Origin of the sequence: Burkholderia sp. S-53, from assembly GCF_025560745.1 — a bacterium.
GTDB classification, from domain to species: Bacteria; Pseudomonadota; Gammaproteobacteria; order Burkholderiales; family Burkholderiaceae; genus Burkholderia; species Burkholderia pyrrocinia.
Genome location: NZ_CP090482.1, coordinates 853,488 through 877,039, shown reverse-complemented (window position 1 = coordinate 877,039; position 23,552 = coordinate 853,488). Strand labels below are relative to the sequence as shown.

The window sequence follows — 23,552 nt, the reverse complement described above, 5'->3', positions numbered from 1 at the left end:
TTTTGACAGGGCATCGATGTACGCAATCGATTGAAAATTCCCATGATCCGGATTGGAACGCTTCACGTTTTTCTTGACAGGCGTGAAATTCGCTCGAACGGCAGACTGCTGCGTATCGGCAGCCGCGCATTCGAAATTCTCGAACTCCTGATTCGGGCGAACGGCGCATTGGTGTCGAAAGACGAGATCATGCAGCGCGTGTGGCCGCACACGGTCGTGGAGGAAAACAACCTGCAGGTGCATATCGCCGCGCTGCGCAAGGCGCTGGCCGACGATCGCAACCTGATCGTCACGGTGCCGGGGCGCGGCTATCGGCTGGTCGGCGGCCAGACCGAAGGCGCGGCGCCCGCGCGTCCCGCGATGTCGCGGCTGACGGCTGCGCCGACCGCGCTCGTCGGCCGCGAGCAGACCGTCGCCGACGTCCTTGCGGCGCTCGACACCGCGCGCGTCGTGACGCTGGTCGGGGCGGGCGGCATCGGCAAGACGCGGGTCGCGCTCGAAGCGGCGATGCGGGCCGAGGCGAGCTTTCCGGACGGCGCCGCGTTCGTGTCGCTGGCCACGGTTGCGTGTCCGCGATTCGTGCCCGACGCACTGGCGGGTGCGTTCGGCATCGTGCAGCCGGCCGGATCGCTGACACTCGAAGCGGTGCTGGCGAGCGTGGCGAACCGGCGGATGCTGCTGGTGCTCGACAATTGCGAACATCTGCTCGACGCCGCCGCGCAGATCGCGACTGCACTGACCGAGTCCGACGCCGGCTTGTACGTCCTCGCGACCAGCCGCGAGGCGCTGCGTATCCAGGGCGAGCGGCTGTGTCCGGTTCCGCCGCTCGATGTCCCCGGCGAAGGCGCCGACGATGCCGAGACGCTGAACGCCAGCGCGGTGCAACTGTTCTCGGCGCGCGCGCGTGCCGCCGATCCCCGCTTTCCGCTCGACGAACGCAGTGTGGCGCTGATGGCGTCGGTGTGCCGGCGTCTCGACGGTCTGCCGCTCGCCATCGAACTGGCGGCGGCCCGCGCGGCCGTGCTCGGCATCGACGTGCTGGCCGCGCATCTCGACGACCACTTCAGGTTGCTGACCGGCGGTTTTCGTACGGCCTTGCCGCGTCATCAGACGCTGCAGGCGATGTACGACTGGAGCTACCGCTTGCTCGGGGACGCGGAGCGCCTGCTGTTGCGGTGGCTCGGCGTGTTCCGCGACAGCTTTTCGATCGACGCGGTGCGGGATATCGTCGGAACGAAGGGGCTGGCCGATGCGGACCTGCTCGATACGATCGCCGGCCTCGTGTCGAAGTCGCTGCTGAGCCTCGAGAGCGCGCACGGCGCACCGCGCTACCGGCTGCTGACCACGACGCGCGCCTATGCGCTGCAGCAGCTCGAGAACAACGGCGAATGCGCGGCCGCGGCACGCGCGCATGCGAACTACTTCCATACGCTGTTCAGGCTTGCGCCCGGTGCCGACGACGGGCCGCGGGCCGAATCGCGGCTCGACGTGGTCCGGCGCGAACTCGGCAATCTGCGCGCGGCGCTCGACTGGGCGTTTTCGCCGAATGGCGATGCGGACGTCGGCATCGCGCTGGCGGCTGTCGCGGTCCCGTGCCTGTTCGACCTGTCGCTGGTGGACGAATGTCGCGAACGGGCACGCGCGGCGCTCGATGCAATGCGGAACATGGACGAGACACGGGCGCGCGAGATTGCGCGCGTGCGCCTGCTGGCCGCCTATGCCGCCGCGCTCGCTCATACTTCGGGGCCGACGCACATCGTGCACGACGCGTGGTCCGAAGTGCACGCGTTCGGGTTCGAGGCGGGCGAGGCCGAGTTGCCGCCGCGCGAATCGTAAGGGCGCGCGCCGCCGGCGAATTCAGAACGTTTCAGCCTGAACTCAGGACTTGGCCGGTCGGTGCGTCTACATTGCATGCACGGAGACCGTCGGCGATTTGCGCGCGTGCGGGCAGCAGGCCGGCTCGTACCTCTGCGCATCGATGTCGCGACGCCACTGAATACCAGCGTGGGGCGGCGGCCGGCACTTGCGTTGCCGCCGGCGACTTCGCGCGTCATCGAACGACAAGCGCATGAAACCTGTCCAGTCCGACCTGTCTCGCCACGCTTCGCTGCCGGCGGCCGCTCGCCGGAACGGGTAGCGCGAGCCATGCGATCGCGCAGCTTCCCCGCCCGTCGCGCCGCGCGCACGCGGCCCGTTCCGGCATGCTGAACCTGTCCGTCACGGTCGCCTACGGCGCGCCGCTCGTCGTTGCCGACCTCGTTGCATGGCGGTTGCTCGGGCCCGGCCGTTCGACGACGAAAGCGCTCTGGCGCTGTGCGTCGTTCGCCGCGCTGACCTATGTGCTGTTCGCAACCGGCGTGAGCCCGCTCGCGGTGCCGCCGTCGCCCGACCGGTTCGACCGGCTGGCGATCCAGGCGATCGGGGTCGCGTGGTGGCTGCAGTGCGCGCTGGTGTTCAGCCTGATGCTCGACCATCTGCTGCTGCCGCGCGCGTGGCGCAACCAGCGGCTGTTTCATGACATCGCCGCAGGCGCCGTGTTCGGTGCGGCCGCGGTGGCCGCGCTGGGCTATGTACTGGGCCTGCCGCTGAGCGGCCTGGTCGCGACCTCGGGCGCGGTGGCCGTGATCCTGGGCCTGGCCGTCCAGAACACGCTGAACGACGTGTTCTCGGGCCTCGTCCTGAATACCACCCAGCCGTTTCGCCTGGGCGATACGGTGGCCATCGGCGAGCTGGAAGGGCGGATCGTCGAGAGCAACTGGCGCGCGACCAAGATGATCAACAGCCTTGGCAACCTGGTCGTCGTGCCGAACAGCACGGCGGCAAAGGCGACGATCGTCAACCTGAGCGAACCCCCGAGCGTGCACGGCGTGACGCTGACGATCGAGATCGATCCTGAAGTGCGGCCGGCCGTCGTCGTCGATGCGCTCGACCGGGCTGCCGCCAGTTCGCTCGACGTACTGGCCAGCCCCGCGCCGGTCTCGGTCGTCAAGGCATTCAGGACCAACTCCGTCGAATACGAACTCGTCTGTTACGTCGACGCGCTGCAAAAAAAGGTGGCGGTGCGTAACCGGCTCTACGATCTGGCGCACCGGCACCTGGCCGCCGCGGACATCGCGCTGCGCCCGCTCGGCGGGACGGCTGCTACTCACCGACCGGTGTCGCGCGGTCAACGGCTGCTGCGCGCGGTCGAACTCTTCCGGCAACTCGGCGACGAGGATCTGGCGGTGCTGGCCGATGCGCTCGCGTCACGCGTATTCCACAAAGGGGAGGTGATCTACGCGTCGAATTCCGATACGCGCCTGCTGACGATCGTCGGGTCCGGTGTCGCGTCGGTGTTCGTGCCGGGCGCGACCGGCGACATCGAGGTCAGGCGGATGGCGCCCGGCGACGCGATCGGCCAATCCGTCGTGCTGGCCGGCACGCAACTGCATGCGAGTGTGTACGCGGTGACCGCCGTGACGGCCTATCAGTTGAGCAGCCGCGACCTGACGCCGCTGATCGCGAGGAAACCGGAACTCGGACGGTTGATGTGCGAATCCCTGACCGAGCACATCGCGACCGAGGAGAAGATGATGATCCCGCCGGCCGCGAACGCGCATGCGTCGTTCAACCTGATCGAATGGCTCGAGAAGGAGATGAAGCGCCTGCACGATGCGTTCGGCTGATGCGGCGGGAGATCGCGGGGAAACGTTCGATCGAGCGGCGCGGCCGACGCGTGGCGGAATCAGGCGAGCGCGGTGAAGCGGTCGACGAGATCGGGGCGGGCGAGCTGATCGACCCACCAGTGCAGCGCACGTCCGGCCTCGTCGCCGCGCCACGCGATATAGCAATGCGTGGTGTCGCGCATGCCGGTCACCTGGCGTGCGACGAGCTTGCCCTGCGCGATCGCGCGTGCCGCGATGCAATCCGGCAGCGTGCCCACGGCGAGCCCTTCGCACTGCGCGGCCAGTTTTGCGGCGAGCGTGGGGACCGCGAGATACGGCTGCCCGGCGTCGACGGCGACCGAGCGCGGCTGCAGTTCGCGAGAGGTATCGCTGATGACGGCGCCGCGATGCTCGACGACCGACGCCATCGACAGCGGTTCGGGCAACGCCGCGAGCGGATGGGTCGGGGCGACCGCGAATACATGCTTGAGCGTGCCGATCGGCCGCGCGACGATGTCCGGCAACTCCGGCGGCTCGCCCGCCGCGCCGACGACGAGATCCGCGCGGCGCGAGATCAGCGCATCCCAGGTGCCGCCGAGCACTTCGGTGGACAGGCGCAGCCGCGTATTCATCTCGAGTCCGTAGAACGTATGCACGTAGGGCCACAACGCCTCGAACGGCAGGATCTCGTCGATACAGATGCGAACCTCGGTTTCCCAGCCTTGCTGGGCACGCAACGCCTTGAGTTCGAGCTGTTCGGCGGCATGCAGCAGCCGGCGGCCCTCTTCGACGACCACGCGACCCGCGTGCGTGAGCTTCGCCCGGCGCCCGCTCCGGTCGAACAGGGCGACGTCGAGGTCGCTTTCGAGCTTTTGTACGAGATAAGTCAGCGCGGACGGTACGCGGTGCAGGAGCTCCGCGGCTTCGGCGAACGTGCCGGTGCGGTCGATCGCGTCGAGTGCCTCGAGCGCTTCGAATGACAGCTTCATGATGGTTTCCACGGGGGCGTCGGGCTGACATGTTATCGCCAAGCACCGCCGAGTCCAATACGAACAGGGCAATTCATCCGTGGATCGGGGCCGCGCACCCTCCTGTTCCGGGCAGAATGGCCGCCCGCGCTTGCAGCGTCCGATCGGTATGGGTGATGTGCGCCATTTCCGGAGCGTCATTGCACGGGGGGGCCGTGCGCCGGGTTTCGCGGGTGCTGCGCGTTTTGGTTTACCCGCGTGTCGTCGTCGTCGGCAGATCGGTTGGCCCACCGATCGGCCCCACCGAATCCGGTCGATCAGCGTGGGGTACCACGGTGTCTATTGACGTTTTTTCGCGGCGGCTTCGGATGCCTGGGCGCCGGGCAGGGAGCCGAACATGTGCTGGCTGCACTTCGCGTCGCTCCACGCGGTTTTCAGATGAATCCCTGCGAGCATCCTTCGTGCGATCGGCAGGATCTGTTCGCCCGCAAGGATGCCCAGCAGGCCGGCCAGCGCGATGGTGGGTGGAGCGGGCGATTGCACGCCGATCAGGTAGTAGACGGCGCCGGCGAGAATGCCGGCAAGTAGCGACGAAATATACGGCTTCATGATTCAGGTTCAAGTGAATGACAACCGTGTGAAAAATACGGATAACTACCGATCCGGAGACGAGCATGAATTCATTCGATAGCGTAGCAGGTCTTTTCTGATGTGATCATTCAATTCGATGGTTTTAAGATCTTTTAAGGCCTGGTTTTAGGGATTTTATTAATAGAATTGATTAAGTGGCGTTACCATGAATTCGCGTGTTGAATGACAACGGCTGGCAGGCGAACCTCCCGGCACAGCGCATTGGGCGCCTCCCGGTTTGCCGGCGAGGCAGGCAATTTTTTCTCCACGTCAAAGGACATGACCGCCATGAGCAATCCGAAGCTTGAAGTACTCACCCCCCACAACAGCCAACTGATCTTCATCGACCAGCAGCCGCAGATGGCATTCGGCGTGCAGTCGATCGATCGCCAGGCGCTGAAGAACAACGTCGTCGGGCTCGCGAAGGCCGCGAAGGTCTTCAACATCCCGACCACGATCACGACGGTGGAATCCGAGAGCTTCTCGGGTCATACCTATCCCGAGCTGCTCGATGTGTTCCCGAACCAGAAGACGCTCGAACGCACGTCGATGAACTCGTGGGACGACCAGAAGGTGCGCGACGCGCTGGCCGCGAACGGTCGCAAGAAGGTGGTCGTCTCCGGCCTGTGGACGGAGGTCTGCAATACGACGTTCGCGCTGTGCGCGATGCTCGAAGGCGACTACGAGATCTACATGGTCGCCGACGCATCGGGCGGCACGTCGAAGGATGCGCACGACTTCGCGATGCAGCGGATGGTGCAGGCCGGCGTGGTGCCGGTGACGTGGCAGCAGGTCCTGCTCGAGTGGCAGCGCGACTGGGCGCACCGCGAGACTTACGACGCCGTGATGGCGATCGCGAAGGAGCACTCGGGCGCGTACGGGATGGGTGTCGATTACGCGTACACGATGGTCCACAAGGCACCGCAGCGCACCGCGACGCCGCACGAGTCGATCGCGCCCGTGCCGGCGAAGTAATCGCAGACAGCTGCGACCGTCGATGCCGCGTGTTCCACGAGAACCCGCGGCATCGACACCATGAAATCGCGGGCGGCGGTACGTGGTTGATTCACGGATGTCGCCCGCCGCGTGTTTGCCAGGACGTTACGACCTGCATTCCAACCTGTCCGAGAAATTGATCGTATGGAACCTTATCTGGTTTCCCTTGGTGCGGGCTTGCTGATCGGTGTCATTTACAGCGCAATCAAGGTTCGCTCCCCGGCACCGCCGCTGATTGCACTGGTCGGGTTGCTCGGCATGGTGATCGGCGTGCAGGCCATCCCCGCCCTCAAACAGCTCTTTGGCTTCTGATCGAAACGAGGTGATGTACATGACCGCAACCGAGTCCCAACCGGATCTGATCCTTCACAACGGAAGGTTCACGACCCTCGACCGCGCAAACCCCACCGCGACAGCGGTAGCGATCGCCGCCGGCCGCTTCGTTGCGGTCGGCAACGAAGCGGACGTGATGCCGCTTGCCGGCCGTGCGACGAAGGTCGTCGACCTCGGGGGCCGCGCCGTGCTGCCGGGCCTGATCGACAACCACTGCCACGTGATTCGCGGCGGCCTGAACTACAACATGGAACTGCGCTGGGATGGCGTGCCGTCGCTCGCGGTTGCGATGGACATGCTCAGGCGGCAGGTCGCGATCACGCCCGCGCCGCAATGGGTGCGCGTGGTCGGCGGCTTCACCGAACACCAGTTCGTCGAGAAGCGCCTGCCGACGATCGAAGAACTCAACGCGGCCGCGCCCGATACGCCGGTGTTCATCCTGCACCTGTACGACCGCGCGCTGCTGAACGCGGCCGCGCTGCGTGTGGTCGGCTACACGAAGGACACGCCGGAGCCGCCGGGCGGCACGATCCTGCGCGACGCGGCGGGCAACCCGACCGGGCTCTTGCTCGCGAACCCGAACGCGACGATCCTCTACGCGACGCTCGCGAAAGGGCCGAAGCTGCCGTTCGAATACCAGTACAACTCGACGCGCCACTTCATGCGCGAACTGAACCGTCTCGGCGTGACCGGCGTGATCGATGCAGGTGGCGGGTCGCAGAATTACCCGGACGATTACGAAGTGATCCGCAAGCTGCACGACGCAGGCGAGATGACGATCCGGATTGCGTACAACCTGTTCACGCAGAAGCCGAATGCGGAGAAGGAAGACTTCGTGAACTGGACCAAGAGCACGAAGTATCACGACGGCACCGACTATTTTCGCAACAACGGCGCGGGCGAGATGCTGGTGTTCTCGGCGGCCGACTTCGAGGATTTCCGCGTCGCGCGTCCCGATCTGCCGGCGCAGATGGAGGACGATCTCGAAGGCGTCGTGCGCGTGCTCGCCCAGAACCGCTGGCCGTGGCGCATGCATGCGACCTACGACGAAACGATCGACCGCGCGCTCGACGTGTTCGAGAAGGTCAACAAGGACATCCCGCTCGACGGGCTGAACTGGTTCTTCGATCACGCGGAAACGATCACCGAGAAATCGATGGATCGTATTGCGGCGCTGGGCGGCGGCATCGCGGTGCAGCACCGGATGGCGTACCAGGGCGAATACTTCGTCGAGCGCTATGGTGCGCAGGCGGCCGAAGCGACGCCGCCCGTTGCGAAGATGCTGTCGAAGGGCATCAAGGTGTCGGCCGGCACCGACGCGACGCGCGTCGCGTCGTACAACCCGTGGGTGTCGCTCGCGTGGCTCGTGACGGGCAAGACGGTCGGCGGGATGCGCATGTACCCGCAGCGCAACCTGCTCGATCGCGAGACTGCGCTGCGGATGTGGACCGAATACGTGACGTGGTTCTCGAACGAAGAGGGCAAGAAAGGGCGCATCGCGGTCGGGCAGCTTGCCGACCTGGTGGTCCCGGATCGCGATTTCTTCGCGTGCGCGGAAGACGATATCGCGGACACGACTGCATTGCTGACGGTGGTCGGCGGAAAGATCGTGTGGGGCGCAGGGCCGTTCGCGTCGCACGACGCGCCGATTCCGCCCGCGATGCCGGACTGGTCGCCGGTGCGCGAGTACGGCGGCTATGGTGGCTGGGGCGCGACGCAGCGCAACGGTGCACCGCTGCAGCGCGCGGCGGCTGCCGCTGCCGCGATGTGCGGTTGCGCGAGCGCGTGCAACGTACACGAGCATGCACATGCGAGCGCGTGGGGCCGCACGTTGCCGACATCGGACGCGAAGGGCTTCTGGGGCGCGTTCGGCTGTTCGTGCTGGGCGGTCTGACATGCCGACGACAACCGGCCGGTACAGCCCCGGGTGGATTCGTGTGCTGCTTGCTCAGCCGTGGGTCGGCGTGCTGGTACGACTTGCGCTGGTTTCCGCCTTTCTGATCGGAGGCGTCAACAAGGCGATGCACTTCGACGATGCGATCGCGGAGCAGGCGCATTTCGGCCTGCACCCGCCCGCGCTCTGGGCTGCACTGGCGGTTGTGGTCGAGATCGGCGGTTCGCTGTGTGTGGTGTTTCGCCGCTTCACGTGGCTCGGCGCCGGCAGCCTTGGCATGCTGACGCTCGTCGCGATGCTGGTGGCGAACGATTTCTGGAACCGCGCGGGCGCCGAGCATTTCATGGCGCTCAACAGCTTTTTCGAGCACCTGGGCCTGATTGCCGCGCTCGTCCTCGTCACCATGCTTGGCGATGTTCGAAGCGGGGAAGGGGACGGTCGCGCCTGATCGTTTTTCCGGCGCATTGACGCAGGAAGAAAACTCAATCCTGGGGCAGGTTCGCGCGGCATCGCTTGCGCCGACGCCGGCGGACCGCTTCGTCGCCCCTTCGCTTCGTTCGCAACGCTTCCCAAGCCCGCCGCTACGCTTGCACCTGCGCTCGCGGCAGGTCTGCGATACGACACGACGCACGTGTACGTCGTCGCCGAAGATATCGACCGCTTCACCGCCCCCTTCGTCGCGACGTTTCGCGGCAGCAAGTCAAAGCAGGGCGTCTTCCAGGTGACGCCCGCGCCGAACCAGACTCTGCCTCGGCTCGTCTCTACCCCATCCGGCAAGATTTCCGTGTTCGTCTTCAAGACACCGATCCCCCGGGCGTTCTGATCGGAGCGCATGGATTACCTCGCGACCGACATGGGCGCGACCAAGCCGGGACTCGCGTGATGTCGAAGCGTGGCCCGGAACACTCGATCGAGCATGGACCGGATCTCCCATCCGAAGACCTCATGTCGGTCAGTCCGACATGTCGGGCTCCACGCGCCGATTCGCAATCCCCCAGGCAATCGAATTCGAAATTTGTCTAGTCATCCTTGCGATTTGTCCATGTCCGCTGCACCAAATTCGTGCCCGGATTCCCCACAACGATGCGCATCGGAGGCCTGTTTTTAGGGGATTTCCCGCGTTTACGCCGTTTTTTTTGATCAGCGCTTGTCCCGCCGTTTTTCTTCTTGCATGCTTGTATAGACAAATTCCTGAGGCGGCTTGCATGACCGAAGGGATGACGACGAACTTCAACGCAAGGAGAAATCTCGTGAACGGCAAGCGCATCAAGTGGGCAATCATGACGATCGGCGCCATCGCGGCCGCGGCGGCGACGCTCGCCGCACCGGTGCAGGCGAAGGAATGGAAGACGGTGACGGTGGCGCTCGAAGGCGGCTACGCACCGTGGAACCTCACGCTGCCGGGCGGCAAGCTCGGCGGCTTCGAGCCGGAACTGCTCGCGAATGTCTGCGGCCGGATCAAGGTCCAGTGCAACATGGTCGCGCAGGACTGGGACGGGATGATTCCCGGCCTGCAGGCCGGCAAGTTCGATGTCCTGATGGATGCGATCTCGATCACGCCTGAGCGCGAGAAGATCCTGCTGTTCTCGCGCCCGTATGCGGCCACGCCGGCGACGTTCGCCGTCACCGACACGAAGATCATCCCGAAGGCCGCGCCCGGCGCGCCGGCCGTCAAGCTGACCGGCGACGCGAACGCCGACAAGCCGACCGTCGACGCGCTGCGCAAGCAGCTGAAGGGCAAGACGATCGGCATCCAGTCGGGCACCGTCTATACGAAATTCATCAACGACAGCTTCAAGGACATCGCGTCGATCCGCGTGTACAAGACTTCGCCCGAGCGCGATCTCGACCTCGTCGCCGGGCGCATCGACGCGTCGTTCGACGACGTCACGTACTACGCGGCGAACATCGAGAAAAAGGAAAACGCGTCGATCGTGCTCGCGGGCCCGAAGCTCGGCGGGCCGATCTGGGGGCCGGGTGAAGGTCTTGCGTTCCGCAAGCAGGATGCCGACCTGAAGACGAAGTTCGATGCGGCGATCGGCGCGGCACTCGCGGACGGCACCGTGAAGAAACTCGCCGACAAGTGGTTCAAGACCGACGTCACGCCGTAAGCGCAGGTCCTGCCGCCGTCGCGTAGTCGACGTCACGACGCAACGACACCGCGACGCGCGGCGGCGCACATCCTGACGATCCATTCAACGCTTGCCGGGAGGCACGCATGGCGATCCTTGAAATGCTGGGCTTCGGAACCGAAGGCTGGGGCGGCGTGCTGTTGCTCGCCGCACTGATGACGGTCGCGCTGACGCTCTCCGCGCTCGCGGTCGGCGCGGTGATCGGCGCCGCGATCGCGGCCGCGAAACTGTCGCGCCACCGCAGCGCCCGCCTGCTCGGCGATCTCTACACGACGGTGTTTCGCGGCGTGCCCGAACTGCTCGTCATCTACCTGTTCTATTTCGGCGGTTCGACGCTCGTCACGACCGTCGGCCAGTGGTTCGGCGCGGAAGGCTTCATCGGCGTGCCGCCGTTCGTGATCGGCGCGCTGGCGGTCGGGATGATCTCGGGCGCGTATCAGGCGGAGGTCTACCGCGCGGCCGTGCTGGCCGTGTCGAAGGGCGAGCTCGAAGCCGCGCGCTCGATCGGCATGCCGAGCAGCATGGTGCTGCGCCGCATCCTGATTCCGCAGGTGCTGCGCTTCGCGCTGCCCGGCATCGGCAACGTGTGGCAACTGAGCCTCAAGGATTCGGCGCTGATCTCGGTCACCGGGCTCGCCGAGCTGCTGCGCACGAGCCAGATCGCCGCGAACTCGACGCACCAGTACTTCGTGTTCTTCGTCGCGGGCGGTGCGCTCTACCTCGTGATGACGGGCCTGTCGAATCGCGTGTTCAACCGGGCGGAAGCGATCGTCGGCCGCTCGTTCCGCCGCAATTTCGCGCGCAACTGACGGAGAGCACGCATGTCCATCGATTTCGACTTCCTCCTCGACACGCTGCGCCAGTTGCTCGCGGCCGTGCCGACCACGCTTGGTTTGTTCTTCGCGTCGCTCGTGCTCGGCGGCCTGCTGTCGCTCGTGATCGTCACGATGCGCGTGTCGCCGCACTGGCTGCCGAACCGCTTCGCGCGCGCATACATCCTCGTGTTTCGCGGTTCGCCGCTGCTGATCCAGATGTTCCTCGTGTACTACGGGCTCGGCCAGTTCGGCGTGATTCGCGAGAGCTTCGTGTGGCCGCTGCTGCGCGAACCGTACGTATGCGCGGTGCTGTCGCTCGCGTTGTGCACGGCCGGCTACACGGCCGAGATCCTGCGCGGCGGGCTGATGGCCGTGCCGGTCGGGCAGATCGAGGCCGGCTATTCGATCGGCCTGTCGGGCTTCGCGCTGCTGCGGCGCGTGATCGGCCCGATCGCGTTGCGCCAGTGCCTGCCCGCGTATTCGACCGAAGCCGTGCTGCTCGTCAAGTCGACCGCGCTGGCCAGCCTCGTCACGGTGTGGGAAGTGACGGGCGTCGCGCAGCAGATCATCCAGCAGACCTACCGCACGACCGAGGTGTTCGTGTGCGCGGCCCTCATCTACCTCGGCCTGAACTTCATCGTCGTGCGCCTGCTCGGTGCGCTCGAATGGCGGCTGTCGGGCCACCTGCGCGCGCCGAAGCAGGCCGGCGCATCCGCCGCGGCGACGCGCAATGCCCGGCGCGTCGCGTCCTGAGCGCATCCTTCCTTCCCGGAGAATCCGATGAACACCGCTGCTCCCGTTGCCCTGTCGGTCAGGAACATTCACAAGTCGTTCGGCGATCACCATGTGCTGAAGGGCATTTCGCTCGATGCGCACGAGGGTGACGTGATCTCGATCCTCGGCGCGAGCGGCTCGGGCAAGAGCACGTTTCTGCGCTGCCTGAACCTGCTCGAGACGCCCGACGACGGCACCGTCGCGCTCGCCGGCGAGGAACTGAAGATGAAGCGTACGCGCGACGGCAAGCTGCATCCGGGCGACCGGCGTCAGGTCGACCGGATCCGGTCGCAACTCGGGATGGTGTTCCAGAACTTCAACCTGTGGTCGCACATGACGGTGCTCGACAACCTCGTCGAAGGCCCGCTGCGCGTGCAGAAGCGCAGCCGCGCGGAAGCGGTCGAGGAAGCCGAGGCGCTGCTCGCGCGCGTCGGCCTCGCGGACAAGCGCGGCTACTATCCGGCGCACCTGTCGGGCGGCCAGCAGCAGCGTGTCGCGATCGCCCGGGCGCTCGCGATGCATCCGAAGGTGATGCTGTTCGACGAACCGACGTCGGCGCTCGATCCGGAACTGGTCGGCGAAGTGCTGCGCGTGATGCGCTCGCTCGCGGAGGAAGGGCGCACGATGCTGGTCGTCACGCACGAGATGGGTTTTGCGCGGCACGTGTCGAACCGCGTGATGTTCCTGCATCAGGGCGAGGTCGATTCGGACGGCGCGCCCGGCGATCTGTTCGGCGGCCAGTGCTCGGAGCGCTTCCGGCAGTTCGTGTCGAGCCACCACGACCGCACCACGAACTGAGGCCGCGATGACCGTATTCCGTTCGGCAAAGCCGCTCGACTGGCGGCAGGTTTCGGCAGTGGCGGCCGGCGAGCCGCTCGCGCTGGCCGATGCGGCGCGCGTACGCGTCGTCGCGGCGCGCGAGCTCGTCGACGAAATCGTCGCGCGCGGCATCCGCGCGTATGGCGTCAACACGGGCGTCGGCGCACTGTGCAACGTGATCGTGTCGCCGGCGCAGCAGAGCACGCTGTCGCGCAACATCCTGATGAGCCACGCGGTCGGCGTCGGCGCACCGCTCGGCGCGGCGGAAACGCGCGCGATCATGGCCGCTGCGATCAACAACTACGCGCACGGGCATTCGGGCGTGCGCGCCGACGTCGTCGACCAGCTCGTCGCGTTGCTGGAACACGATTGCCTGCCGGAGGTGCCGGCGCACGGCTCGGTCGGCTATCTGACCCATATGGCGCATGTCGCGCTCGTCTGCATCGGCCATGGCCATGCGCGCCACCGCGGCGAGCGGATTCGCGGCGACGACGCATTGCGCCGCATCGGCCGCGCGCCGCTCGTGCTCGGTGCGAAGGAAGGGCTGAGCCTGGTCAACGGCACGCCGTGCGTGACGGGGCTGGCCGCGCTCGCGCTTGCCCGCGCGGAGCGGTTGCTCGACTGGGCCGACTGGGTGGCGGCGATGAGTTTCGAGAACCTCGGCGGGCAACTCGCCGCGTTCGATCCGGCGTCGCTCGCGTTGCGGATTTCGCCCGGCATCGGGCACGTCGGCGCGCGGCTGCGTGCGCTGCTCGCCGACAGCGGCATGCTGGCGGCGGCCAGCGGCCGGCATACGCAGGATCCGCTCAGCCTGCGCACGATTCCGCACGTGCACGGCGCGGCGCGCGACGTGTTCGACGTGACGGCGGAGGTGGTCGATCGCGAACTGGCGTCGGTGACCGACAATCCGATCGTGGCTGGCACGCGCGACGCGCCGACCGTCCATTCGCAGGCGCATGCGGTCGGCGCGGGCATCGCGCTCGCGATGGACAGTCTCGCGGCGGCGATGGCGCAGGTCGCGGCAATCGCCGAACGGCGTCTCGACCGGCTCGTCAATCCGCTCGTGAGCGGGCTGCCGGCGTTTCTCGCAATGCCGGGCGGCACGTGCTCCGGCTTCATGATTGCGCAGTACACGGCCGTCGCGCTCGTCGCGCAGAACCAGCGGCTCGCGGCGCCCGCGAGCCTCGACGGCGGCATCACGTCGGGCCTGCAGGAAGATCATCTGTGCCATGCGACGCCGGCCGCGCTGAAGGCGCTCGACATCATCGAGAACACGACGCGCGTGCTGGCGATCGAGTTGCTGGCTGCCGCGCAGGCCTACGATCTGCAGGCCGACGGCGCGCCGCGAGCCGCACCCACCGACGCGCTGTGGCGGCATGTGCGCGAACGCGTGCCGGCGTACCAGGACGACCGGCCGCTCGCGGACGACATCGCGATCGCCGCCGGCATCGTCGCGGGTGTGCCGCCGCCGGTGCTGTGACGGGGCGCGATGGAAAACGATTGGCGACGCATCCATAAATCATTCGATCGAGGGCGCATGAACCAGACGGAACGACACCTTCCCGCCACGCTGGCGGTCGCGTCGGGCGACGACGTGCCGGCGCGCGCGTTGCCGGCGTACCAGCAGATCAAGCGCTACGTCGTCGAGCGGATCGCGAACGGCGACTGGAAGCCCGGCGGTGCGATTCCGACCGAAGCCGAGCTGGTCAAGGAGTTCGGCGTCGCGCGGATGACGGTGTCGCGCGCACTGCGCGAGCTGACCGCCGAGCGCGTGCTGACCCGCATCCAGGGCGCCGGCACGTTCGTCGAACGGCGGCATTACGAATCGACGGTGCTGGAGATCCGCAACATCGCGGACGAGATCGCGGAACGCGGCCATCGGCACAGCGCACGCGTATTGCTGATCGATCGCAGCGACGATCAGGAGGCGGTCGAAGCGCTCGGGCTGCGGTCGGGGCCCGTGTTCCATTCGCGCATCGTGCATTACGAAGAAGAGGAACCGATCCAGTTCGAGGATCGTTACGTCAATCCGGCGTTGTTTCCCGCGTATCTGGAACAGGACTTCACGGTCGAGACGCCGAATCATTACATGGTGCGGCTTGCGCCGATCCAGCGCGCGGAGTTCCGGATCTATGCGCAGAAGCCCGACGCGCAGGTGCGCCGGCATCTGGTGATGGAAATCGGCGAGCCATGCCTGTTGCTCAGGCGGCGGACTTGGGTCGGTGAACAGGTCGCGACGTCGGTGCGGTTGTGGCATCCGGCGTCGCGGTTTCATCTGGCGGGGAAGGTTTAGGGAGGGGGAGGCCTTTGATTTCTGTGCAATGTGTGCCAAGAACGCGGGCATCAACTGACCGATGCTTGCGATGCTTTACCGAAGATGAGGGACGGCCCCTCGAAGTCGGCTTGCAGGAGCAGGCTTCAAACCGCCACAAGCTGCGTGGGTAAAGAGCCCTCGTGGTGAGCGTTGTTGGAAAAGCCGGGGGCACTCCCGGCAGGTGGGAGTCAAAGAGACGAACGTGAGTGAACCGCTGATGACGTGTCGTAAAAATCATATTCGATGTCAAAACCGGGGGGATTGCATGCTCCGGGACAAGTTTGGGCGATGCCTGCTGACGGCCCATTCGGCATCCGGCATAAAGGCGGCGTGACTTTGACTCAGGCTTCGGTAAGGAACTTGGGAACCTGTCGTCCCGATGCGAAGGGAGAAATCCAAGCGGAAGGCCTCCGCAAGGATGAGAGTACCGATGCGGGACACAGGGGCGGAGACGTCCGTAGTAGGGTTGAGGGGCCCGTAATGGGACTGGACCGAAGGGGCGTCATCGTCTGGCTTTATCCTGCGGGCAACCCGCAAGGGGAGGACCCGCATGGATAAGGCAAAACCGTTTTGTATTTCCAAACGTGAGGTGTGGGAAGCGTATCAGCAGGTGAAGGCCAACCGTGGGGCGGCGGGCGTGGACGGGCAGTCGATGGCGGAGTTCGAGGTGGATCTGAAAAACAATCTGTATCGGATCTGGAATCGCATGTCTTCCGGCAGCTACATGCCGCCGCCGGTTCTGCGGGTTGACATACCCAAAGCGGGAGGTGCGGGTACGAGGCCGTTGGGGATACCGACGATCTCTGATCGCATCGCGCAGACGGTGGTCAAGCGATATCTGGAGCCGCTCGTGGAGCCTGTGTTCCACAGCGACTCATACGGGTATCGTCCCGGACGTTCGGCGCATCAAGCGCTCGACGCGACCCGGCAGCGATGCTGGGAGTACGAGTGGGTGCTGGACCTCGACATCAAGAACTTCTTCGGCAGTATCGAATGGGACTTGATGATGAGGGCGGTGCGTCGCCATACGGATTGTGCGTGGGTGCTGCTTTATATCGAGCGCTGGCTCAAGGCGCCCGTGCAAATGCCTGACGGGTCTGTGGTGCATCCGGACAGGGGCACGCCGCAAGGCGGTGTCGTCAGTCCATTGCTGGCCAACCTGTTTCTCCACTACGCGTTTGACCGGTGGATGCAGAAGCATCACCCGGGTGTGCCATTCGAACGTTATGCTGATGACGCCATCTGTCATTGCAAGAGCGAAGCGCAGGCGCGCGAGCTCAGGCAGGGACTGGAGAAGCGGCTGATCGAATGCAAGCTGGAACTGCATCCGGAAAAGACCAAAATCGTGTACTGCAAGCAGGCCAACCGGTCAGCCAGCTATCCGCTCTGTCAGTTCGACTTCCTGGGCTATACGTTCAGACCGCGAAGTGTCAGGAATCGGATGGGTAAGTTGACGGTAGGCTTCCTGCCTGCGGTCAGCAACAAGGCTGCGAAGGCGATTCGGCAGCAATTGCGTCGCCGCAGTGCATTGCACCGTCATGATCTGAGTCTGTCTGAGTTGGCGGACCGAACGCGTCCGACCTTGCTTGGCTGGATTCAGTACTACGGTCGATTTTATCGGTCCGCACTGGGCCAGGTACTCCTTGCGGTTGATGCCGCTCTGGTCCGTTGGGCTCAACGGAAATACAAACACCTCCACGGCCGGAAGGTGCGCGCCGCAGCATGGTTGAAGGACATTAAGTCCCGGCAGCCGAGCTTGTTCGCGCATTGGGTTATGGAGACTACGGTTGGACGATAGGAGCCGGATGAATCGAGAGGTTCACGTCCGGTTCTGTGAGAGCGTGCGGGTGCGATTCCCGTGCGCTACTCGACTTTCCGGTTAGATCCACCTCGGCCTGGCGGTCCTTTGCGTCAAGGCCCCAATTTAATAGTCAAAATAATCATAGGCTTGCTGACTATACGATACAGTGGGGCAGGCGAGCGATTCCGAGCTTCGTACCACGGCGAACTCGGGACTATTGAGATGGTCCAGCTGCTCGGCAGCAAGGTCATGGCCGGCAATTTCAATTGAAGGATTGACCCCCTTGTGCGCTGCACCGATCGAAGCCGCGAGCAGTCGGCTTACCGATGGATCGCCGATGTTGCTGAAATCGGCATGCAGGTGTGTCATCCCGGATATTCCGATTCAATGAAGTTTGGTCACGGCCACCGGAGACGGTAGCCGCCTGGCTGTGGTCGGTGAAGTTCTCATGCAACCAGCGGGCGGTGCTACGGAGACCGGTGCGACTGCCGCAGCGGCCAGCCTTGCTCGGATCATGAGCACTCGATCGCCACGGCGTTTGTCGACTGACTGAGCCTGATCTCGCCCAGGTAGGTGCTGTCGTCCAATTCGCACTCGCGCCAAGCGTTGCCGAGGGCATGTCGGATTTTGACTCGGTAGGGGCCGCTGCCCCTGGCTAGGCCGTCGAACCGGAAATCGCCGAAGCCGTCCGAGACGGTTTCGGCTACCTGCCGATTGCCGACGTACAAGGTGACGGCCGCATCCGTGACACACTCGACCACGTCTCCTGCCTGGACACTGACACTTCCGCCGACGAAGCACGTTTCCCAACGCTCGAGGCCGCTATACCAGACGCGGGGCTTCGTGCCCAGGTTGGGTCGCAATACCTTGAGTCCCTCGCGTCGGGCCTTCTCAGTCATCGCTGCGTCATCGAGCTTGACCGTCTCGAAAACATCGGTGGGGCACGACTGCTGACAACGCGGACGGGACCACCCCTGGTCGAGCAAATGAGCATCGAAGATCCAGATCTGGGGCAGTTGCAGTTCTTCGTTCCAGACGATCGCCTTGTAGGGGCACGCCTTCACGATGTCTTTTCGGCCTCGCGCCTTGTCCGGATCGATGATGACGATGCCGTCGGCGCGCTTACGAATGGCGCTACCGCCCACACGTATGCAGGGCGCGTCGTCACAGTGGTTGCACATGACCGGCAGATAAGTGGTCTCGATCATATGCGAATCACCCTGTACACGACGCAGGATGCGGATAGGGCTCTCGGCGCTGGCCGCAGCGGGTGCCGCGTAACCGGGGAAGTCGTTGCCGACGTGCTCGTCCCGCGCGGCGATCACACAGTTCTGGCAGTTCTCGCAACGCCCGACTTTGATAATCAGGTTCCACTTGCTCATTTGAAATTCCTCACGCTGCGCGACCGAGCATGAACGCCTCGGCACCGCGCCATTTCTCGACCTGCACCAGGCAGGAATTCGGACTCATGCTGCTGGTGCCGGAGGTCTGCGGCCGGTCGGGGGTAAGCATGTTCATGCAACCGCCAATCTCGACTTGCTCGCCGTCGATTTCGATCAGCTGAAATTCAGCGCTCGCCTCGTAGGATTTCACCACTCCAGCGTTCACCAGGGGCGAGACATCGGCCGCGCAAATCACGGCGCCGCGGTCGTTGTGCACTTTGACGAGATCGCGATGGGCAATGCGTCGAATGGCGGCGTCAGCCGGATTGAGCCTCAGCAGCCAGAACCGGTGCCCTGCGATCAGTGCGCGATGATCGTCGATGCCGTTCACTGCGGAATTCTTGCCGTCACAATGGGTATGAAAGCTGTAGCGGCTGTGAGTGGCGATCAATTGCAGCGGGTAGCGCCGAGCCTGGTCCGAGCGCAGGCCCTCCCAGGAGGGGATATATCGGTTGAGCGGTGGCCGCTCGGGATTGTCCGCAGTGTGCCGCTTCAGCAACTCGGGCACGAACTCCAGCTTGCCGCTTGGCGTCTGAAGGCCCCTGCCGAACTTTTCCGAGAACTGTGACGGCAGCGGATGAGGTTCCGGCAGGTCCTTCCTCCTGTCTTCCGCATACCAACGCATGTCCACGGGATGGCGTAGCTCGGGCTTTTCGGGCGGTACGACGAAGTAGCCCTTGCGGCAGAATTTGCGCCACGAAATGTGATCGGGCAGATCCGACGAGTCGAACACGCGCTTGACCCAGTCAAGATCGCCACAGCCTTCGGTGAAAATGCCACCCAGGCCCAACCGAGTCAGGATGGCGGTGAAAATGTCGTAGTCGGAGCGGGACTCGCCCAAGGGTTCGATGCACTTGTGCTGCAGCGTCAGCATGCGATGGTTGACCGTGCCATACCCATGGTGGGCGTAGCCGCCCGAATTCGCCCATTCCCCGATGTCCCAGCGCTCCAGTGAAGTGCACGCGGGCAGGATGATGTCGGCGAACTGGGCTTCGCCTTCCATCCAGATCGACTGATTGACGACGAATTCGATGCTCGAGTGCCGGTAGGCCTCCGTCCAGCGTCCGGAATTCGTCACGGTACTGAACGCGGATCCGCCGTAGCGATAGATCATGTGGATCGGCGGATAGCCGGGCATCGGGTAGGTGAACGGCGCAAACTGGGCTTCCTGGGACATGCCGTCCCAGAGATAACCGGTGGCGTGACCGTTGATAATCGCATCGGGCATCTGCTGTCGCGGCACCATCTGCTTGACGGGATTCATGGTCAGGATATGCGGCATGCGCTGGTAGTTGTCCACCGCATTGGCGGTCCACGCCAGGTCGCCCGAAATTCCGCCGTCCGCGTAGCCAGGGAAGTAGAACTGGAGATCGTGCGGGACACCGATTTCGAGGCAGCCGAAATTCACCCCCGGCTTGCCCCAGCCCTGCATGGACATCATCATGATCATGCAGCGCGCCCATTGCGCCCCGGTCGCGCCGCGGCCCGCGCCACCGAATCCCGCGCCGGTCATCCCGACGGCGAGATGCACCTTCTTCTTGCCCCATAGGCGCGCAAGCGCACGGGCGTCCTTGGCCGGCACGCCGGTCTCGCTCTCCTGCCACTCGGGAGTCTTCGGGGTACCGTCGGTCTCGCCCAGAAGGTAGGCTTTCCAATCGTCGAAGCCGGTCGTGCGCGTCGCGACGTAATCCTTGTCGTACAGGCCCTCCACGGTCCAGACGTACATGATGGCGGTCGCCAGGGCGGCATCGGTTTGCGGCCGGATCGGGATCCAGCGGCCGCCCAGCAGCTGTGCGGTCGGATTGCAGTGCGGGTCGATGTGAACGAATTCGATGCCGAGCTCCTTGGCCCACAGGCGGCGCGGCGTTCCTTCGAATCCGGCATAGGCCCCGTTGGTACTTTCGGGGTCGCAGGACCAGAAGACGATCATTTCGGCTTCCTTGAGACCATCCTCGAGGCCGCCATAGCCGGAGGGCACGCCGACGCGCATCGAGTTGCCGAAATGATGCATGGCGCCCCAGTACCAGCCTTCCCAACTATCCGGATTCGCGGCGACCCGGGTGAAGCCGATCAGGTTGGCGAAGCGCGTCAGCGCGCTGAGGTAGTAGCCCACGTTACCCCACTGATGGTGGGACGACATCGGGAACGTGATGGAGCCGGGGCCGTAAATACGCTTCTGCCGGTTGATTTCCTTGGCAACGATGTCCAGGGCCTCGTCCCAGCTGATACGCACATAGCCGGACTTGCCGCGGTTCTGCGGATTGCGCTCGCCGTCAGGGTCGAAGTCGACGCGTTTCATCGGGTGAAGGATGCGCTTGTCGGAGTAGACCAGCGATTTGAGGGTCAACGCGTGGGGCGCGACCAATCCACGCCGTGGTGGGCTGAAGCGGCGTCCACGTGCCTCGATCACCCAACTTGACGCATCGGTATCGTCCAGCTCGATGGGGGTCACGCGGACGATGCGTCCATCCTTGACGTAGACGAACAAGGGCCCGCCATTGGTACAGGTGGTGTAGCGTCTGGTGCCGTCGCGCATGGGCGTGCCCATCGGCAGGCCGACGGTGCGCATCATGCTCAGGGTTTGCATGAGCCAAACCAGCAGTTCGTCGTCGCCCTCGGTGACCACCTTGAAGTTCTTGGCGGCGTGGACGATTTCGCCCTGGTCCGGGCTGGGCGAAAGGAACTTCAGGGCCGTGGCGACATCCTTGAAGGCCATGCGCACGTCGGGCCGCGGATGCTTGCCGGCGCGCGACCGAATGCGGCCATTCCTGAACTCGATGGCGCGACCGATGCTTTGATCCATGAGCCCGATCCACGCGACGAGATTGCGCTCCTTGAGGCGATCACGATAGGCGGGGAAGCGGCGCGCCGTCAGGTCCAGAACCTTGGGCAAGGCAAAAAGAATGGTCTTGAGAGCCTGTCGTTTCATCGTTCGATCCAAAGTGTTGCTTCCATGCGGGGGACTGGCATCGGGGCGCACCCGTTAGAACGTATAAGCGACGTTCAGGAAAACGTTGACGGGATTGAGTCGGAGCGTCGATGTGGAAACGATCTGCGTCCCGGTCGCGGTCTGTCCGTATAACGTGAGATGGGTCTTCACCGGCATGTAGCCGACGGAAGCACCGACCGACCAGTGTTTGGTCATCGCGTAACTCGCCCCGAGCTCGAACACCGGGTTCCACGATGAACTGAGTGTCGCGCGCGCCGAGCCGCCCGGCCCGAAGCTGTCGGTGACGAACTGGCGATTGGTCGCCCGAACCTGGGTGAACCACGTGTAGTTGACGCCAAGTCCTACGTACGGACGGAATTTCGATTCAGCTGAAAACAGGTGATATCGAAGTTCGATGGCGGGCGGCATCGGCCTTGTCGTGCCGAGGGTTCCGTACTTCTGCAACGTCCCGTCACCGACCAGATTGACTGTCAGTGGCAGTCCAAACAGCATGGCGACACCAATGTTGTCGGTGACGTAGTACTCGGTGGTGATGCCCATCGTATCCGTCGAGCTGGCATGCGCCCCGGTACCAGCCATTTGCTGATTCACCGTTACGCCGCCGACACTTTGCACGGTCAGGGGCGTCGCGTCGCCCTGGGGCGCGACGTGCAGCCATCCAACCGACGTAGTGATGCTTCCGGCGGTCTGCGCATCTGCGTTGTCGGCAAGTGCTGCCGTGCAGATGCAAACCACCGCACCTGCGAAACTCGTCGTTCGCCTCAATTTCATCTTGCGTCTCCTCTGTCTCGGTCCGATTAATTAACTGCAGTTAATTTGGATACCTTATTGATCGTGACGAGCCGCTCTCGGAGTTTGTGTTGTCGCGGCTAGTGTCCTGTTCTGTTGTTAACTGATCTATGTTCACGTAGCATGTTGACGTCAACGGAACGGGAGACGTCAGCATGGCGATGGGACGACCGAAGGCGGAACTGGTGCTGAGCGAAGACGAGCGCTCTCAGCTGATGTCGATAGCACGTTCTCGTTCGATTTCGGCTGCGCTGGTCGCGCGGGCGCGCATCGTGCTGGCGGCTGCTGACGGCGAACCCAACAGCGCGATCGCGCAACGCCTGCAACTCACGCGTGCCACGGTGGGCAAGTGGCGTCTGCGGTTTCTGGAGCAGCGAATCAACGGACTCTATGACGAAGTACGCCCCGGCAAGCCACGCACGATCGACGACGAGCGGCTGGCTCAACTGATTCATAAGACCCTGCACACGAAGCCAGCAGATGGCTCCACTCACTGGAGCGTGCGCACGATTGCCGCCGAAACTGCCATCTCGCCAACGAGCGTGCACCGTTACTTCAAGCTGCTGGGTCTGCAACCGCATCGCAGCGAAAGCTTCAAGCTCTCGACCGATCAGTTCTTCATCGAGAAGCTGCGCGATGTGGTCGGCTTGTACTTGAGCCCACCGGAGAACGCCCTGGTGCTGTGCGTGGACGAGAAGAGCCAGTGTCAGGCGCTCGAGCGCACGCAACCGATGCTGCCGATGGGTTTCGGCTACGTCGAAGGCGTCACGCACGACTATGTTCGTCACGGTACCACCACGCTGTTTGCTGCACTGAACGTGCTCAATGGCGCCGTGCTCGCGACCTGCAAGCCACGTCATCGACACCAGGAATTCCTGTCGTTCCTGCGTGAAATCGACAAGGCTGTCCCGGCTGATCTCGACGTGCACTGCATCGTGGACAACTACGGCAGTCACAAGCATCCGAAGGTCAAGGCGTGGCTGGCAGCCCGCCCCCGCTGGCACATGCATTTCATCCCCACCTACAGTTCGTGGCTTAACCAGGTCGAACGCTTCTTTGCGCTGATCACTGACAAAGCGATCCGCAGAGGCTCGTTCAGCTCGGTCAAACAACTGATCAACCGTATCGATCAATTCGTCTCCCACTACAACGAAAACTGCAAACCGTTCGTCTGGACCGCGTCAGCCGATTCCATCCTCGAAAAGCTGCACAGACTTTGTTCGCGAATCAGCGGAACAGGACACTAGTCGC

General features: G+C 64.3%; 20 protein-coding genes and 1 pseudogene. 15 read left to right on the top strand and 6 right to left on the bottom strand.

Annotated features, from left to right (window positions below):
• Positions 1–42 precede the first annotated feature (42 nt).
• Entirely contained in the window at positions 43–1,836 is a 1,794-nt protein-coding gene (locus LXM88_RS03575; RefSeq protein ID WP_262530547.1) for an ATP-binding protein, read from the top strand.
• A gap of 365 nt (positions 1,837–2,201) precedes the next feature.
• On the top strand, positions 2,202–3,665 hold the full coding sequence (locus LXM88_RS03570; protein ID WP_262530546.1) for a mechanosensitive ion channel family protein: 1,464 nt from the start codon (positions 2,202–2,204) through the stop codon (positions 3,663–3,665).
• A gap of 59 nt (positions 3,666–3,724) precedes the next feature.
• On the opposite strand, the gene LXM88_RS03565 is transcribed toward LXM88_RS03570, so the two are convergent.
• Together LXM88_RS03565 and LXM88_RS03560 are read right to left on the bottom strand one after the other, a co-directional pair.
• Entirely contained in the window at positions 3,725–4,633 is a 909-nt protein-coding gene (locus tag LXM88_RS03565; protein ID WP_096476026.1) for a LysR family transcriptional regulator, read from the bottom strand.
• Positions 4,634–4,951: 318 nt separating this feature from the next.
• Positions 4,952–5,221 (bottom strand): XapX domain-containing protein, encoded by a 270-nt coding sequence (locus tag LXM88_RS03560; protein WP_262530545.1) that lies wholly within the window; start codon positions 5,219–5,221, stop codon positions 4,952–4,954.
• Between the two features lie 309 nt (positions 5,222–5,530).
• On the opposite strand from LXM88_RS03560, the gene LXM88_RS03555 reads away from it, so the two are divergent.
• From LXM88_RS03555 to ltrA, 12 genes and pseudogenes are all read left to right on the top strand, one after another.
• Positions 5,531–6,217, top strand: coding sequence for a hydrolase (locus tag LXM88_RS03555; RefSeq protein ID WP_262530544.1), 687 nt, complete (start codon positions 5,531–5,533; stop codon positions 6,215–6,217).
• Positions 6,218–6,382: 165 nt separating this feature from the next.
• Positions 6,383–6,550, top strand: coding sequence for a DUF1427 family protein (locus LXM88_RS03550; RefSeq protein WP_047904242.1), 168 nt, complete (start codon positions 6,383–6,385; stop codon positions 6,548–6,550).
• A 19-nt stretch (positions 6,551–6,569) separates the two neighbouring features.
• Entirely contained in the window at positions 6,570–8,465 is a 1,896-nt protein-coding gene (locus LXM88_RS03545; protein ID WP_262530543.1) for an amidohydrolase, read from the top strand.
• Position 8,466: 1 nt separating this feature from the next.
• Positions 8,467–8,913 (top strand): DoxX family protein, encoded by a 447-nt coding sequence (locus LXM88_RS03540; protein WP_262530542.1) that lies wholly within the window; start codon positions 8,467–8,469, stop codon positions 8,911–8,913.
• Between the two features lie 60 nt (positions 8,914–8,973).
• Positions 8,974–9,285: pseudogene (locus LXM88_RS03535) on the top strand (glyoxalase); the annotation flags it as partial.
• A 460-nt stretch (positions 9,286–9,745) separates the two neighbouring features.
• Complete coding sequence (locus tag LXM88_RS03530; RefSeq protein WP_262531635.1) at positions 9,746–10,576, top strand: transporter substrate-binding domain-containing protein; 831 nt, start codon at positions 9,746–9,748, stop codon at positions 10,574–10,576.
• Positions 10,577–10,683: 107 nt separating this feature from the next.
• The gene (locus LXM88_RS03525) at positions 10,684–11,406 is read left to right on the top strand and encodes an ABC transporter permease (RefSeq protein ID WP_262530541.1); all 723 of its coding nucleotides are present in this window, start codon (positions 10,684–10,686) and stop codon (positions 11,404–11,406) included.
• 12 nt (positions 11,407–11,418) lie between these two features.
• Positions 11,419–12,165 carry an ABC transporter permease gene (locus LXM88_RS03520; RefSeq protein ID WP_262530540.1) on the top strand — a complete coding sequence of 249 codons (747 nt, stop codon included), beginning with the start codon at positions 11,419–11,421 and terminating at the stop codon, positions 12,163–12,165.
• A gap of 27 nt (positions 12,166–12,192) precedes the next feature.
• Positions 12,193–12,984: an ABC transporter ATP-binding protein gene (locus tag LXM88_RS03515; RefSeq protein ID WP_262530539.1), complete on the top strand. Its 792-nt coding sequence runs from the start codon at positions 12,193–12,195 to the stop codon at positions 12,982–12,984.
• A gap of 7 nt (positions 12,985–12,991) precedes the next feature.
• A complete protein-coding gene (locus LXM88_RS03510; RefSeq protein ID WP_262530538.1) occupies positions 12,992–14,485 on the top strand; it encodes an HAL/PAL/TAL family ammonia-lyase in 1,494 nt (497 codons plus the stop codon).
• Between the two features lie 57 nt (positions 14,486–14,542).
• Positions 14,543–15,298 (top strand): histidine utilization repressor, encoded by a 756-nt coding sequence (gene hutC / locus LXM88_RS03505; protein ID WP_262530537.1) that lies wholly within the window; start codon positions 14,543–14,545, stop codon positions 15,296–15,298.
• Between the two features lie 571 nt (positions 15,299–15,869).
• Positions 15,870–17,117, top strand: a complete 1,248-nt coding sequence (gene ltrA / locus LXM88_RS03500; protein WP_262530536.1) for a group II intron reverse transcriptase/maturase — start codon at positions 15,870–15,872, stop codon at positions 17,115–17,117.
• A 126-nt stretch (positions 17,118–17,243) separates the two neighbouring features.
• Here ltrA and LXM88_RS03495 read toward each other — a convergent pair whose 3' ends face one another.
• The 4 genes from LXM88_RS03495 to LXM88_RS03480 form a co-directional block, all read right to left on the bottom strand.
• Complete coding sequence (locus tag LXM88_RS03495) at positions 17,244–17,489, bottom strand: hypothetical protein (protein WP_262530535.1); 246 nt, start codon at positions 17,487–17,489, stop codon at positions 17,244–17,246.
• A 143-nt stretch (positions 17,490–17,632) separates the two neighbouring features.
• Complete coding sequence (locus LXM88_RS03490) at positions 17,633–18,502, bottom strand: 4Fe-4S dicluster domain-containing protein (RefSeq protein ID WP_262530534.1); 870 nt, start codon at positions 18,500–18,502, stop codon at positions 17,633–17,635.
• Positions 18,503–18,512: 10 nt separating this feature from the next.
• On the bottom strand, positions 18,513–21,491 hold the full coding sequence (locus LXM88_RS03485) for a molybdopterin-dependent oxidoreductase (protein WP_262530533.1): 2,979 nt from the start codon (positions 21,489–21,491) through the stop codon (positions 18,513–18,515).
• A gap of 54 nt (positions 21,492–21,545) precedes the next feature.
• Entirely contained in the window at positions 21,546–22,283 is a 738-nt protein-coding gene (locus LXM88_RS03480; RefSeq protein ID WP_262530532.1) for an OmpW/AlkL family protein, read from the bottom strand.
• Positions 22,284–22,456: 173 nt separating this feature from the next.
• Between LXM88_RS03480 and LXM88_RS03475 the strand changes: the two genes are divergently transcribed.
• Positions 22,457–23,548 carry an IS630 family transposase gene (locus LXM88_RS03475; protein ID WP_262530515.1) on the top strand — a complete coding sequence of 364 codons (1,092 nt, stop codon included), beginning with the start codon at positions 22,457–22,459 and terminating at the stop codon, positions 23,546–23,548.
• Positions 23,549–23,552: the final 4 nt, after the last annotated feature.

Excerpts from the sequence above, each read along its gene's own strand:
- LXM88_RS03575 (WP_262530547.1), top strand. The coding sequence starts at position 43 with ATGATCCGGATTGGAACGCTTCACGTTTTTCTTGACAGGCGTGAAATT.
- LXM88_RS03570 (WP_262530546.1), top strand. The coding sequence starts at position 2,202 with ATGCTGAACCTGTCCGTCACGGTCGCCTACGGCGCGCCGCTCGTCGTT.
- LXM88_RS03565 (WP_096476026.1), bottom strand. The coding sequence starts at position 4,633 with ATGAAGCTGTCATTCGAAGCGCTCGAGGCACTCGACGCGATCGACCGC.
- LXM88_RS03560 (WP_262530545.1), bottom strand. The coding sequence starts at position 5,221 with ATGAAGCCGTATATTTCGTCGCTACTTGCCGGCATTCTCGCCGGCGCC.
- LXM88_RS03555 (WP_262530544.1), top strand. The coding sequence starts at position 5,531 with ATGAGCAATCCGAAGCTTGAAGTACTCACCCCCCACAACAGCCAACTG.
- LXM88_RS03550 (WP_047904242.1), top strand. The coding sequence starts at position 6,383 with ATGGAACCTTATCTGGTTTCCCTTGGTGCGGGCTTGCTGATCGGTGTC.
- LXM88_RS03545 (WP_262530543.1), top strand. The coding sequence starts at position 6,570 with ATGACCGCAACCGAGTCCCAACCGGATCTGATCCTTCACAACGGAAGG.
- LXM88_RS03540 (WP_262530542.1), top strand. The coding sequence starts at position 8,467 with ATGCCGACGACAACCGGCCGGTACAGCCCCGGGTGGATTCGTGTGCTG.
- LXM88_RS03530 (WP_262531635.1), top strand. The coding sequence starts at position 9,746 with ATGACGATCGGCGCCATCGCGGCCGCGGCGGCGACGCTCGCCGCACCG.
- LXM88_RS03525 (WP_262530541.1), top strand. The coding sequence starts at position 10,684 with ATGGCGATCCTTGAAATGCTGGGCTTCGGAACCGAAGGCTGGGGCGGC.
- LXM88_RS03520 (WP_262530540.1), top strand. The coding sequence starts at position 11,419 with ATGTCCATCGATTTCGACTTCCTCCTCGACACGCTGCGCCAGTTGCTC.
- LXM88_RS03515 (WP_262530539.1), top strand. The coding sequence starts at position 12,193 with ATGAACACCGCTGCTCCCGTTGCCCTGTCGGTCAGGAACATTCACAAG.
- LXM88_RS03510 (WP_262530538.1), top strand. The coding sequence starts at position 12,992 with ATGACCGTATTCCGTTCGGCAAAGCCGCTCGACTGGCGGCAGGTTTCG.
- hutC (WP_262530537.1), top strand. The coding sequence starts at position 14,543 with ATGAACCAGACGGAACGACACCTTCCCGCCACGCTGGCGGTCGCGTCG.
- ltrA (WP_262530536.1), top strand. The coding sequence starts at position 15,870 with ATGGATAAGGCAAAACCGTTTTGTATTTCCAAACGTGAGGTGTGGGAA.
- LXM88_RS03495 (WP_262530535.1), bottom strand. The coding sequence starts at position 17,489 with ATGACACACCTGCATGCCGATTTCAGCAACATCGGCGATCCATCGGTA.
- LXM88_RS03490 (WP_262530534.1), bottom strand. The coding sequence starts at position 18,502 with ATGAGCAAGTGGAACCTGATTATCAAAGTCGGGCGTTGCGAGAACTGC.
- LXM88_RS03485 (WP_262530533.1), bottom strand. The coding sequence starts at position 21,491 with ATGAAACGACAGGCTCTCAAGACCATTCTTTTTGCCTTGCCCAAGGTT.
- LXM88_RS03480 (WP_262530532.1), bottom strand. The coding sequence starts at position 22,283 with ATGAAATTGAGGCGAACGACGAGTTTCGCAGGTGCGGTGGTTTGCATC.
- LXM88_RS03475 (WP_262530515.1), top strand. The coding sequence starts at position 22,457 with ATGGCGATGGGACGACCGAAGGCGGAACTGGTGCTGAGCGAAGACGAG.